Annotated in this window: 11 protein-coding genes; 3 read left to right on the top strand and 8 right to left on the bottom strand. The window is 67.9% G+C overall.

The features are described from left to right. The first annotated feature begins 70 nt into the window (after positions 1-70). On the top strand, positions 71-505 hold the full coding sequence (locus LPT13_RS10345; RefSeq protein WP_242166257.1) for a hypothetical protein: 435 nt from the start codon (positions 71-73) through the stop codon (positions 503-505). A 68-nt stretch (positions 506-573) separates the two neighbouring features. Here the strand turns inward: LPT13_RS10345 and LPT13_RS10340 are convergent, their stop codons facing one another. From LPT13_RS10340 to LPT13_RS10315, 6 genes are all read right to left on the bottom strand, one after another. Beyond that, a complete protein-coding gene (locus tag LPT13_RS10340; RefSeq protein WP_242166255.1) occupies positions 574-1,905 on the bottom strand; it encodes an ATP-binding protein in 1,332 nt (443 codons plus the stop codon). A 292-nt stretch (positions 1,906-2,197) separates the two neighbouring features. Then, positions 2,198-3,685, bottom strand: a complete 1,488-nt coding sequence (locus LPT13_RS10335; RefSeq protein ID WP_242166254.1) for a cytosine permease — start codon at positions 3,683-3,685, stop codon at positions 2,198-2,200. Between the two features lie 215 nt (positions 3,686-3,900). Further along, positions 3,901-4,179: a hypothetical protein gene (locus LPT13_RS10330; RefSeq protein WP_242166253.1), complete on the bottom strand. Its 279-nt coding sequence runs from the start codon at positions 4,177-4,179 to the stop codon at positions 3,901-3,903. A gap of 108 nt (positions 4,180-4,287) precedes the next feature. Continuing rightward, positions 4,288-5,607 (bottom strand): GntP family permease, encoded by a 1,320-nt coding sequence (locus LPT13_RS10325; RefSeq protein WP_242166252.1) that lies wholly within the window; start codon positions 5,605-5,607, stop codon positions 4,288-4,290. Positions 5,608-5,818: 211 nt separating this feature from the next. Beyond that, a complete protein-coding gene (locus LPT13_RS10320; protein ID WP_242166251.1) occupies positions 5,819-6,562 on the bottom strand; it encodes a 4Fe-4S dicluster domain-containing protein in 744 nt (247 codons plus the stop codon). Positions 6,563-6,593: 31 nt separating this feature from the next. Further along, positions 6,594-9,215, bottom strand: coding sequence for a molybdopterin-containing oxidoreductase family protein (locus tag LPT13_RS10315; protein WP_242166250.1), 2,622 nt, complete (start codon positions 9,213-9,215; stop codon positions 6,594-6,596). Between the two features lie 421 nt (positions 9,216-9,636). Between LPT13_RS10315 and LPT13_RS10310 the strand changes: the two genes are divergently transcribed. Then, positions 9,637-10,578: a LysR family transcriptional regulator gene (locus LPT13_RS10310; protein WP_242166249.1), complete on the top strand. Its 942-nt coding sequence runs from the start codon at positions 9,637-9,639 to the stop codon at positions 10,576-10,578. On the opposite strand, the gene LPT13_RS10305 is transcribed toward LPT13_RS10310, so the two are convergent. Further along, positions 10,539-10,757, bottom strand: a complete 219-nt coding sequence (locus tag LPT13_RS10305) for a hypothetical protein (RefSeq protein ID WP_242166248.1) — start codon at positions 10,755-10,757, stop codon at positions 10,539-10,541. The two genes, LPT13_RS10310 and LPT13_RS10305, sit on opposite strands and share 40 nt — an antisense overlap. Positions 10,758-11,047: 290 nt before the next feature. Here LPT13_RS10305 and LPT13_RS10300 point away from each other — a divergent pair, with 290 nt between their 5' ends. Next, on the top strand, positions 11,048-11,887 hold the full coding sequence (locus tag LPT13_RS10300; protein ID WP_242166246.1) for a YczE/YyaS/YitT family protein: 840 nt from the start codon (positions 11,048-11,050) through the stop codon (positions 11,885-11,887). A gap of 133 nt (positions 11,888-12,020) precedes the next feature. Here LPT13_RS10300 and LPT13_RS10295 read toward each other — a convergent pair whose 3' ends face one another. Continuing rightward, positions 12,021-12,968: a ComEC/Rec2 family competence protein gene (locus LPT13_RS10295; RefSeq protein ID WP_242166244.1), complete on the bottom strand. Its 948-nt coding sequence runs from the start codon at positions 12,966-12,968 to the stop codon at positions 12,021-12,023. Between the last annotated feature and the right edge of the window lie 349 nt (positions 12,969-13,317).

The following is a 13,317-nucleotide window of genomic DNA, read 5'->3' as shown; positions in this document are numbered from 1 at the left end:
GGCAGCCCTCCGATCCGCTAACTCACCGGACGGGCTGTCAGAGACGCAGTAGCTCGAAAGGAGAACGACCATGGGATTCACCGATAAGCTCAAGGACATGGCCGAGGACGCCAAGGAGGCCATCCAGGACGCCGCGGGCAACCTGGCCGACAAGGCGGGGGACCTGAAGGACGCGGCCGTCGACAAGGCCGGCGACATCAAGGACGCCGCCGTCGAGAAGGCGGGCGACCTGGCCGACGCGGCCAGCGACGCCGCCCACAAGGCCGCCGACAAGGCAGCCGAGGCGAAGGACGCCGCGGCTGACAAGGCCGGCGAGGTGGCCGAGAACGCCAAGCAGGCCGCCAGCGACGCCGCCCACAAGGCCGCCGACAAGGCAGCCGAGGCGAAGGACGCCGCGGCTGACAAGGCCGGCGACGCCAAGGACGCCGTCGTCGCCAAGGCCCACGAGGCCAAGGGCGCCGTGGAGGCCAAGGCCCAAGACGCCAAGGAAGCCACCCAGAAGTAGCACCCTCCCCTCCCCCATCACCCAGAAGGCCCCGGCGCGAACCCGCGCCGGGGCCTTCTCATGCGCGCCTACAGCGCCGCCAGCGCAGCCTCGTCCAAGCAGAAGGCGGCGTAGAGGGGGATGCTGAGGATGCCGCCCTCCAGGCCGAAGTTGCGCTCGGACAGGCGCACGGCCACCTCCGCCCCGCACTTGGCCCGATAGGCGTTGAGGCTGCGCGAGCGCACGTTCGGCCCTGACTTCACCTCGATGGGCACGATGGCGCCGCGGCGCGTCTGCACCACGAACTCGACCTCTCCCGACGAGCTGGTTCCCGGTGTCCAGTAGAACGTCGGAACCCCGTTGGCCACCAGGGACTCCATCACGTAGTTCTCCGCCAGCGCCCCACGGAACCACGGCGAGAGCGAGACTCGCAGGGAGGCATCCAGGAAGATGCCCCCGTCAAGGTTGAGCCGGTAGAACAGGATGCCCGCATCCAGCAGGTACGCCTTGAAGAAGGAGCCTCCCCCGCGGGCCGTGAGCGGCGGCTGCGCATCATTGGTCTGCGGGTTGAGCAGCACCAGCTCCGCCGCCTCGAGCCAGGCGAGGGGCCCGCGCAGCTGGCGCTCCCTCCCGCCGGACGCCACGTCGGCGTACTTGAACTTGGCCGTGCTCTCGCGGGTGAGCTGCGCGGGCAGGCTCGCCCACACCGCCCGGATACGCGCCGTCTCCTCCGCCGGCGCGTAGAGCGCCATGTCGGCGACGTAGGTCTGGGCGATCTCCGCCTGGAGCGCCCGCACCTCCTCGAGGCCGCCTCCCTCGCAGAAGGCGCGCGCCGGCGCCGGCATGCCGCCCACCACCAGGTAGCGCCGGTAGAGGTCGAGGGCCTCCTCGTGGAAGGCGAAGGGGGCACGCTCGTCGAAGGCCCGACGTATGGCAGCGGCCATGCGCTCCTCGCCGCGGGCCCAGAGGAACTCCTCGAAGTCGAGCGGACGCAGGTAGACGTGGGTCACGTCGCTGGGGAACGGCAGCTCGCGATGACGCAGGGTGAGGCCCAGCTGCGAGCCCGTGGCGATCACGCGATAGCCGCTGCCGGCGAAGAAGCGCAGGGCGTTGAGAGCCTTCTCGCACAGCTGCACCTCGTCGAAGGCGATGAGGGTGCGGCCGGGCACGATGTCGCGTCGAAGGAGCAGCTCAAGGTCGGCCACGATGCGCGCCACGTCCGTCGACCCCGCGAAGACGGCCTCCAGGCGCTCGAGATTGGCCTGGAAGTCGCAGTAAGCGAAGTCGCCGCCGAAGGCCTCCTCGCCGAGGCGCCTGATCGCGTAGGTCTTCCCCACGCGCCGCGCACCGCGCACCAGAAGCGGGCGAGCATCGCCCTCTTGGGCCCAGCGGTCGAGGATCGCGTCTATCTTCCTGCGCACCCTTTCCTCCCTCCTTGTGGTGAATACGATCATAATAAGAAAAAACGTATCTTCACGCCACTTTTTCGTAATAAAAAATGGTGTGAAGACACGTTTTTCACAGAAGAAAGCGCCGGGATGTTTCACGTGAAACATCCCGGCGCCCAAGGGAGGAGGTGCACCCGCGGGGGTGTGGGGGCAATGCGGGTGCGCTCGCAGGGACGCTCTCACGAGACGCACGCCCCACGAAGTGCGGGGTGCAGGCGCTCTCGCGGGGCACGTCCGCACACGCGCACACCCGCGCTCGGCGCGGCTAGCCGATTTCGCCGGCGCGCACCTTGTCGCGCAGAAGCCAGCTCACGGCCACGTAGGCGGCCACGGTGAGCGGGGCCACCACCAGGAAGGGAACGGCCACGGCGCCGGTGGCGTAGAGCACGCTGCCGATCAGGCCGACCACGGCGATGGTGCCCACGCCGCGCCAGTTGACCTCGTGCTCGGGCGCGTCCAGGTCGATGCCCTGCACGCCGATGCCCATCTTGCCGCGCACCAGGTAGTAGTCGGTGATGAGCAGCACGCACCACGAGCTCGTCAGGATCGACCCGTAGCTCATGAAGGCGTTCACCTGGTCGAGGATGTTGCCCAGGATGAACGCGAGCCCGATGGCGTTGGCGGCCACGACCGCCGCCCACCAGGGCAGCTTGCGCCCCGTGAGGCAGTTGACCAGGTTCGACACGGCGTTGGCGCCGCCGATGGAATTGGACGTCTCCACCTTCATCTGCGACAGGCAGATGACCGCCAGGCCCACGCCGCCCGCGGCCAGCACCAACGACACGCCCGGGTTGGTGACCGCGGCGTTGGCGGCCAGGGTGGCGCCCATGCCCTGGGCGGAGAAGTACTCGACCGACTTGTCGAAGCCGTAGTAGACGATGAGCGCGCCGCACAGGTAGGTGATGATGGCGAAGACGCTGCCCGTGGCGGCGATGGGCGCGATGTCGCGCTCCTTGCGGGCGAAGCGGGTGAAGTCGGCGGCGAACAGCGCCATGAGGCCGCTCGTCATGATGGCGTAGTTCACGGAGTAGGCGAAGCCCTCGAGCGGCTCGACGCCGGGGATGAGGATGCCGTGGGTGGCCGCGTCGACCAGCTGCCCGTCGGCGGCGATGAGGTAGATGACGTAGCCCATGACGCAGAACAGGGCCACCACGAACACGGCGTTCATGCGGGCGATCACCTTGGTGCCGAACAGCGCCATGGCCACCCACACGCACGAGATGCCGATGAACAGCGCCCAGCGGACGGCCTCGCCCTCCCACCCGAAGGCGAACAGTATCGCGTTGCCCAGCTGCACCGTGCCCACGGCCAGCACGCCCACCAGGCAGAAGATCCAGATGAGGGATCCGGCCGCCGACCCGCGCCGGCCGAACACGTAGAAGCGGGACACCACGTTGTTGGGCAGTCCCTCGCGGTAGCAGATCTTGCCCACCAGAAGCGTCAGGAAGAACGACAGCACGAAGGTGATGGCCACCGTCACGCCGCCCATCTGGCAGCCGGCGTAGAAGGCGACGATGCCGCCGCCCATGACCTTGGACAGGCTCGACACCACGCCGCCCAGGATGGCCCCGATGTCGGGCCACGCGAGCCGCTTGTCGGCCGGCACGCGCTCGAACAGCGACACCTGCTCGGTGGCCGAGCCCCTCTTCCGGGGCTTGGCCGCGTCCCCTCCGGCCGCCGGGGCACGGCCCCGAGTCTTCTCGGCCACGTCGGCAGTGGGCTTGCCCTTCGCCTCGCTCGTCTTGGTATCCATCGGCGGATTCCCCTCTCTGACTCCGCTCGCCGGCGCCGTGCGCGGGCCGGGCGGCCGCGGGCCGCCGCCTCCGGCAAGGGAGGCAGGCGACCGCCTCGGCGGCCGGCGAATGCCCTTCCCTTCCCGAAGGCGCCCGCAAGGTGGGGTGCGGCGGGCACCTTCGGGAAGGGAGCTGGGCCCCTCGGCGGAGGCCCAGCTCCCAAGGCTGACGCGGCTTAGGCGCCGGGGGCCTTGGGCGCGGCAGGCGCGGCCGGGGCCGCGGGAGCACCCGGGGCGCCGGGAGCCTTGGGGGCTCCGGGGGCGCCCGGCGCGGCCGGAGCGGCCGGCGCGCCGTTGGGCAGCGGCTTGGACCCGTTCAGGTACGGCGTGAAGTCGCACTTGCAGAACGGGCAGCTCTTCAGCTCGATGCCGCCCATGGCCTGGATGGTCTTGCCGCACTCGGGGCACTTGGCGGGACCGGCGGAGGCGCCGGTGTCAGCAGGTCTAAAGCACATGGTGTTCTCCTCAGGAGGGTAAGGGGGACAAGGGGCCGGCCGGCCGCGGCGGGGCCTGGAGGATGCCGCGCGCCGCAGCCGCGCCAGCCGGAAAGATCGGAGAATCTCCTAGTAGATGCCCACGTTGGCCATGATGATCATGACCACCAGGGCGCACAGGCCGGCGCCGATGGAGATGGCGGCGATGTGCTTGTAGGAGTTCTTGTGGTTCAGGCCCATGGCGGCCAGCATGCCGAACATGGCGCCCGAGTTGGGCAGCGCGCCGCCGATGGTGGCCGAGGTGGCGATGATCTTCGCCAGGGCGGCCGGGTCGACGCCGGTGGCCAGGTAGGGCTCCAGGAAGTTCTGGGCGATGATGCCCACAGCACCCGAGCCGGATCCCATGATGCCGCCGAGGGCAGCGGCCATGGTGGCGGCGGACACGTAGGTGCCGCCCGGCATGTTGAAGATGGCCTCGTAGATGACGGTGAAGCCCACGGAGGCGGCGGCCACGGTGCCCACGCCGACGGCGGCGGAGGTGAACACGGCCGGGCCCACGCCGGCGACGGCGCCCTTGCCGAGCGTGTCACGCATCGAGGGCACGTACTTGAAGAAGCACACGATGGAGGCGATGATGCCGGCCAGCATGCCGATGTAGACGACGTTCTTCATGCCGGTGGCGGAAAGGCCGATGATGACGCCGATCAGCACGATCAGCGGCAGCAGCGACAGGAACAGGCTCGGCAGGTCCTTCTGCTCCTCGACGGCCACGTCGTCGGCGTCGGCCACGAAGGTCTCGCCCTTGGCCTCAGCGCGCTTGAGGGCGAACTTGATGTAGATGCAGCTCACCACGATGGCGATGATGGAGCCCACGATGCCCATGATGGGGGCGGCGGTCAGGGACACACCGCAGCCGTTGGCGGCGTTGATCCAGGCCACGGCCGGCACGCCGGGGATCATGGCCATGGTGAACGAGCAGGCGGCCAGCGACCACGCGGCGCAGAACAGGTGCCACGGGATGTTGCACTCGCGGAACATCGGGCGCGCCAGCGGGATGAGGGCGAACATGGCGACGAACATCGAGATGCCCGCGTAGGTGAGCACGGCACCCACGGCGGCGATGCCCAGGAGCACCAGGTACGGGCTCTTGGTGCCGACCTTGTTCATGACGAACTGGGCGATGGCCTTGGCGGCGCCCGACTTGTCCATGAACTCGCCCATGATGGCGCCGCCCATGAAGATCAGCAGGTTGCCGCGGATGAACCCGGCCAGGCCGGTGACGTAGGACTTCTCGGCACCCACCATGGAGTTCATGATGTCCATGCCGTTGGTCAAAGCGATGACGATGGCGGTCACGAGGGACGTGATGAGCACGTTCCAGCCCTTCATGGCCGCGACGACGAAGAAGACGAGACCGGCGACGATGCCGATGACTCCTATCCACTCCATTTCTTTTCCCCTTTCAGGTTGATGCTGATTTCCCCTAAGCCCACTTCCGGGTCCTCCAAGCCAGCAAGTGGACGTAGATGGTGGAACTCGTGCCCGCGCCAGGCCCCTCGCCTAGCGCGGGACGGGAGGTGGGGCCGAGGGGCTACGCTCAGAAGCTGCGCAGCCTTCGCTTCGCCCCTCGGCCCCACCTCCCTGGCCGTCGTCAGACGACTTACGCCATATCGTTACGGGTGGCGCGCATGAGCTCGATGTTGCTGTCGAACTTCATCTGCAGCTTGTCGCGGCGGATGGTGCCCTCGTCGAAGGTGGTGAGGTCCTCCTCGCTCTCGAACATGGTGCCCAGGTCGCCACGCTGCTGGTTGAGCGCGATGGCCTCGTCCACGGGATACGGGATGAGCTGCTTCTTCTCGCGCGGGTTCCAGACGAGATAGGCCGGCTTGGTGGCGTCCGGGGAGGGCATGCCCTCGCAGTAGCGCACGTCGCCGTACTTCTCGATGAGCTCGTCGAGCGGGCCGAAGTCGAAGGCGCGCAGCGGGCAGGACAGGGTGCACAGGGGCTGCTGGCCCTCGGCCAGGCGGTCGACGCACATGGTGCACTTGCTCATCTTGGCCGTCGGCTCGTCGGTGGCGAACTTCGGCGCGCCATAGGGGCACGCGTCGTAGCACTTGCGGCAGCCGGTGCACTTGTCCTGATCCACCAGGACCGCGCCGAACTCGTCCTCCTTGTAGAGGGCGCCCGACTCGCACACCTTCACGCACGAGGGATCCTCGCAGTGCGCGCAGGGGAACGCCAGCGCATGCAGGCGGATGTTCGGGAACGTGCCCTGCTCCCACTCGTAGACGGTCATCCACTTCTCGGCGCCGGGCTCAAGGCCGTTCCAGTCCTTGCAGGCAATGCTGCAGGCCTGGCAGGCGTAGCAGCGGTTCATGTCGAAAAAGAATCCGTACTGGGTCATTGTCTGTTTCCTCCTCTCGAAGTCTTCGCCACTAGGCCGTGGCGGCCGCGTCGCGGGCGCCGTCCTTCTTGGCCAGGGCATCGCGGGTGCCAATGGCGACCGATGCGCCGCGCATGCCGCCGCGCTCGGCCTCGGAGCCGTAGCCCTCGGCGTCGCCGTCGGCCACCTTCTCAACGTTGATGAGGCCGGCGATGATCAGCGCGCCCAGGATGTGGGGCAGGTGGCCGTCATCGAGGAAGATGTTCGGCGTACCGCGCATATCCTGGCCAAAGGCGTTCATCTCGCTCGTCTCGCCGTTGGTCTGGTACCAGCCGCCATGGTGGATGGCCGCGGTGCCGGGCATGCAGCGGTTGGTCACGTAGGCCGTGAGGATGGCCTCGCCGCGATCGCTGTAGACGCGGCAGACGTCGCCGTCCTTGATGCCGCGAGCCTGGGCGTCCACGCCGGAGATCCACACGCCGTGGCGGTAGACGTCCTCGCGCATGAACGGGTTGTTGTCGTTGGAGGAGTGCTGTCGGTAGATGGACACCGGGGTGACCAGCGACAGCGGATAGTCCTTGACCTTCGGGTTGTAGAAGCCGTCGTTGGAGGCCGTGGAGATGTCGCCCTCGACGTAGCTGGGGCTCCACACCGGCATGGCCTCGTACTGGCCGCGCCAGCGGGTCTCGGTCATGTCGTTGTTCTTCACGAAGTTGGACACGAACTCAACCTTGCCCGACGGCGTGAGGAACGGGCTGTCGCCACGCTCCATGACGTTCTTGAAGGGGTAGTACGGCACGTCGATCTCGGTGCGGACGACCGGATTCGCGTTGAACTCCTCCCAGGTGGGGCGCTTCTCGTAGCCGAGGTAGGCCATGACGGTCTCGTTGTCGGCCCATTTCTCGAAGGCCTCCTTGTAGATGGCCTCCTGGGCGTCAACCCACTTCTCCACCGGAACGTCCTTCATGCGGGGGTTGTAGCCCTCGACGACCTCATCGCCCAGACGCTTGGCGATCTCAGTCCACACCCACTCCTTGGAGCGAACCTCGCCGGGGAAGTCGCAGCCACGGGCGCAGAAGGTGAAGTAGTTGCGCATGCCGTTCGGGCCGCTCACGAAGCGCTGATGGCCGTACATGTACTCGTCCATGCCCTCGAGCTGCCACACCGGCGCCGGCAGGATGATGTCGCAGAGCTCGGCGGTGGGCTGGTTCACGTGCCACTGGAAGCCCCAGTTGAACTCCGTGTCGGCCATGCCCTGGAAGCGACGGTTCACGTTCGAGTGGTTGTTGGCGTAGTTGTTCTCGAAGATGATCATCTGGATGTTGGGCAGCGGGCTGTCGTTGGTCGGCGAGCCGATGCGATGACGGAACTCGTCCTCGCTCATGCGGCCCTCCCAGTAGTCCTTCTGCGACGCCAGGATCTCGGTCAGGCAGTTGTTGTTGAACAGCACCGGCACCGTGTAGTCGCCCGGATTGCGGCCGAAGTCGGCGCGAGGCGCGGGCACGCGGCCGGGGGTGGGCAGGCAGGCGCCCGACTCGCAGCCGCCAGCGCAGGCGACGTTGCCGGTCATGGCCTGGAGCAGCATGGCGGCAGCCGCGCTGTAGTCGCCCAGGTGGCGCTTGGCGCAGGAGTAGAAGTACTGCAGATGCACCGGCTTCTCGGTGCCGTAGAGACGCGCGAACTCGCGGATGGTCTCAGCCGGCACGGCGGTGATGGGGGCAGCCCACTCGGGGGTCTTCTTGATGCCGTCCTCGCCCTCGCCCATGACGTAGGCGCGCCACTCCTCGAAGCCATCCTTCTCGACCCACTCGTCGACGAACTCGTGGTCGATGAGATCCTCTTCATAGAGCACCTGGGCCACGGCCAGCATCATGGCCAGATCGGTGCCGGGGCGAATGGGAATCCACTGATCGGCGAGGATCTCGGCGGACTGGGTGTAGCGCGGGTCGATGACGATGGTCTTGCAGCCGTACTCATGGGCCAGCTGCATGTAGTAGGACGTCGGTCCGAACCAGGCGACCACCGGATCCATGCCCCACATGATGAAGAGCTTGGAGTTGAAGATGTCCGAGGCCTCGAAGCCCGGCAGGTTATCCGCGACGCCGCGAGCGCACTTGGGCATGTCGACGCCCAGGTGGAACATCTCGCCAGCCGCATGGCCCGAGCAGGAGTGCTCGCCCCACGCGCCGAAGCCCGCCTCCCACCAGGGAGCCAGGGGGAAGCCGTTCTTCTCGAAGCTGGGGTACTGGGAGTGGAAGATGCCGTAAGGGCCGTACTTGCCCTTGATCTCGATCATCTTCTCAGCGATGGTGTCGAGGGCCTCTTCCCAGCTGATCTGCACGAAGTAGCCGTTGCCAGGGCCCTTCTTGCCGACGCGCTTCATCGGATGGAGCAGGCGCGTCTCGGCGTAGAGCTCCTTCTTCCAGGAATGGCCCATGGCGCAGGGGCGCATCTGAACGTTGCCCTTCCAGATGTTCTCCCAGCCGCAGTCCTCGCGACTGTCGTTCTTGTTAACGGAGTCGTCGGGCTCGACGGCAATGAGCTTGCCCTCCTTCAGATGGCACCTCAGAATGCATGCGGAGTCCCAGCATCCGTTCGCCGGGCAGGACGTGTAGAAGATGCGCTCACCTTCGCGACGCTCCCGGCTGGCCTCGATGATTCCCTGTTTGTCCATCGATTCCTCCTCGTCTTTCCTCTTCGTGACACTCAAGGCTTGGGAGTTGATCGACGGTTCTTGTGGGCCCCCTCGACGACGCAACCCCCTATCGCCTGTGCCTCGATCATAGGAAGGTGGAGGTAATTGCTACTACGTCAGTCACCGATTGCCCGTTCGACTTCCTTGCAGGGGTTGCAAAGGAATTCGGACATGTAAGCGTTTGTTGCAGGTTCGGGAAAAAAGAACTTCACCGATTCCGCCGGACACCCTGGACTAACTCCAAGCGGCCAGTGTTTAATCTGCTCATGTGTGCTTAATCGCGGATGCTGCGCCGGCGGCGCGGAGCCGGGGTGGGCCACCCTCTTTCGCACAGCGCAAAGCCGGATGGCGCCCGCCCGACCCCGACCACGCCCGTAGTTCCCAAAAGCAAGGGGGAACGATGCTGTTTGACGACGTTGAGGTCCTGCTGGTCCTGGCGAAGGCGAAGAGCCTCTCGCAGGCGGCCGACCAGCTGTACATGTCGCGCCCGGGGCTCTCGCAGAAGATCAACAGCATCGAGAAGAAGTTCGGCACCTCGCTCGTCAACCGCTCGTCGGCGGGCATATCGCTCACGCAAGCTGGCAAGGTGGTGGTGAAGTTCGCCCAGAACGTAGCGGGCATGGAACGGGTGCTGGCGTCGCAGATCGCCGCCATCGACGAGCACTTCCCCGCCAGCCTCACCATCGGCATGAGCTTCGCCGACGGCGTGACGCTGCTGCCGCGCCTGGTGGCCGAGTACGTCAAGCAGGCTCCCGAGGCGCGCGTCCACCTGGACGCCGGCTACGAGCCCGACCTGGTTCAGAAGCTGAAGGACGGCGAGCTGGACTTCGCCATCCTGGAGAACCAGCCCACCGAGCCGGGCATCGTCAACGAGGTGCTGGGCTACAAGAAGCTCGTGTTCCTGGCCCCGGACAAGGCGCCCTACAACCAGATCATCTACCCCGTGCCCGTGGAGACCCTGCTCAAGTGGCCCATGATCGTGTACGAGTGGCACTCCGGACGACACATGGTGGGCAACCGCCACTTCCGCGAGCGCTACGGCATATCGCTGCGCGACCACAACATGGTGGGCTGCTTCGATACCCACGAGGCCATGGTCGAGGGCGTGAAGGCGGGCCTGGGATGGGCCACGCTGCCCGAGTGCATCGCCAACCGCTACCGCAACGAGCCCGGCATCGTGCGCTTCAAGGTGGCGACGGACACCATGTGGTACCCCGTGTCGCTGACCTGGCCCTCCGAGGCGCCCCGCTCCGACGAGGCCCGGGCCTTCGCCGAGTTCGTAGCCGCCAACATCCCCGAGGGCTACTTCAGCCGCAGCGTCGAGTCGGTGCTGAACTCGTAGGCGCCGGAGGCCGGGGCGAGCAGCGAGCGCGGCGTGGTGGTGCGCTCGTCGCGGAAGCCGGGCGCGCAGCGGACGGCGAGCTGGGCGATGAGCGCGGCGTAGCCCTCGGGCGGCGTCGATGCGCGGCGGGACGGTCTGCGAGATCGCGTGTTTTTGTCCCTGCGCGTGGACAAAAACACGCGATCTCGCATTTGGGTGGACAAAAATCGGCGATCTCGCATGAATCCGAGAGGGAAAGCGAGCGGTGGGGAGGACGGCGAGGAAGGCCGCGACTTCCCGACCTGGCCATATCGCGAGAGGAGCGGAACCCGCGCTTGGGGTCGCCCGCGGAAGAGCTGCGAGATCGGCGTTTTTTGTCCACGAGAAGCCGCTCCCGGGCGCCGGGCACGAGCGAGGCGTCGGCGCGCTGGGCGCCGTTCGCCGACGGCGGGCGGCGGGCGTGCGGAGACGAGGTGCTACACTTCTGGCTATGGGACACATCAAGACCAACTGGAGCGCGCTCTTCGCGGGCGCGCGTGCTAACTTCTGCCTGCGCGTAGCGGTGACGGTGCTGGGCGCCGTGCTGGTGGCGCTGGGCATCGCGCTGTCGAAGCACTCGTGCACGGGCACGGCAGCCATCTCGTCGATGCCGGCCGTGCTCACCGAGCTCTGCGCGCGGCTGGACGCCGGCTGGATGACCATGGGTGCGTGGACGTTCGTCATCAACCTGGCGTTCCTGTTCCTGGAGATGGCGCTCCTGCGCCAGGAGTTCAAGCCCATCCAGCTGTTGCAGCTGCCGCTGTTCCTCCTGCTTTCCGTGGCGGTGGACGTGTGGCTGTGGGCGCTCTCGTTCGTACCGCCGACGGGCTACCCGATGCAGCTCGCGTTCCTGGCGCTGTCCATCCTCACCCTGGGGCTGGGCATCAGCCTTCAGATGGCGCCCGACCTGGTGATGTCGCCGGCAGACGCCATCATCCAGGTCATCGCCTACGTGTCCGGGCGGCCCTTCCCCACCTGCAAGATCGCCGTCGATGTGACGCTGATGACCTCGGCGGCCGCGCTCTCGCTGCTGACGCTCGGCGGCCTGTACCAGGTGCGCGAGGGGACGATCATCGCCGCGCTGCTGGTCGGGCGCGCCGTGGGGATGTGGGGTCGCACGCTGACGCCCGTCCTGGATCGGCTGATCCCGCCCGCGCCCCGCGTGTTCATCGCGCCGCTCATCCCCAAGGACGGCACGCGGCGGCGCGGCGCGGACGCGCAGGCGGCGCGAGTCGCCAGCCCCTGCGCGGAGCCCGCCGAGGCCGACGCCCAGGGCGCCTCGGCCCGCTAAGCCCGCACCGCCCGAGAAGCGCGCCCCTGGCCGCGGCGCTCGGCCACCAGCGAGGCCCGCCGAGCGGGCGCGGGCACCCGCCGCGGCGCTCGGCCACCAGCGGGGCCCGCCGAGCAGACGCGGGCCGCTCTCCCTACTCGCCGATCATCCCCACCTGCTCAAACGCTATGCCGTTTCCCCTGGTTGTTGCCACGATATCGCCGCCTTGGTCGGTGCGGAGGACGCGTGCGCCCTGGACCTCCAGGCGGTCGAGCACCTCGTCGGTGGGGTGGCCGTAGGAGTTGCGGCCGACGGATATGACCGCGACTTGCGGGTCGACCGCTGCCACGAACGCCGGGGACGACGCCCCCGCCGACCCGTGGTGTCCCACCTTCAGGACATCGGCGCACAAGTTCGCGCCCGCGACCAGCAGGTCGGATTCCTCCTCACGCTCGGCGTCGCCGGTGAAGAGGAACGAGTCGCCACCATGGTCGATGCGCAGCACGAGCGAGTTGTTGTTGTCGTCAGGCGCCGCGCGCACGGGGCCGAGGAAGGTCACGCGCGCCGCGCCCAGATCGAAGCTGTCGCCCGGGGCGGGGATGGAGAGGGGGACGCCCTGGCGCTCGAGCCGATCGCAAACGCCGCGCCACGTGCGCGTGTCGGATGTGGCGGTCGAGGCGTAGAACGTGCCGCAGGTCGCGACCTCCAGGGCGCCGGACAGGCCGCCGGCGTGGTCGGCGTCGGGGTGCGTGGAGACGATGCAGTCGAGCCGCGTCACGCCGAGGCGCTGGAGGATGGCGTAGAGCGTCGACGACGCCTTCGGCGGGCCGCCGTCGATGAGCAGCCACTGGCCGTCGCAGCTGATGAGCGCGGCGTCGCCCTGGCCGACGTCGAGGAAGCGCACCACGAGCTCGGGGGCCACAGCGGCGTCGGCGGCATCGCCCGTGCCGGCGAGGGGCGCCTCGGCGCCCGACGCATCCGACGCCCCGTCATCCGGCGCGTCCGCGGGGGCGCCGACCTCCGCGGGCGTCTCCCCCGCGACCTCGACGGCACGCTCGACTGACGGGCGCGCCTCCCGAGCGGCATCGCTGGGATCCGCCAACCCACCGCCAACCGCGCAGCCGCCCAACGCGCCCAACACCGCCAGGGCCGCCGCGGCGAACGCGACCGCGAAACGCAAACGCGCCTTTACAAACCGCGACGAGCGCGCGTCGTCCCCGCCCTGCGGCCCAACCAGGAAACCCACGGATCCCCTTCCCCTTGATTCAGCCGTATCCCCAGATCAACAGCTTTCCCCTGAAAAAGATACTAGCCGATCGCGCCGCTCTGGCACAACCCCTCCCCTCGCCGAGGCCGAATCGATGCTGATGCGATGCCGGTGCTCGCCCCGCGTCGATGCAGGCGAGCTGGGTTCGTCGTGGAAATGGCGTGGGGGCCAGGCGGCCATGGTA

The organism is Adlercreutzia faecimuris, from assembly GCF_022669055.1.
Taxonomy (GTDB): Bacteria; Actinomycetota; Coriobacteriia; order Coriobacteriales; family Eggerthellaceae; genus Enterorhabdus; species Enterorhabdus faecimuris.
Note: the sequence above shows the minus strand (reverse complement) of the source record. Positions and strands in the feature narration are given on the sequence as shown.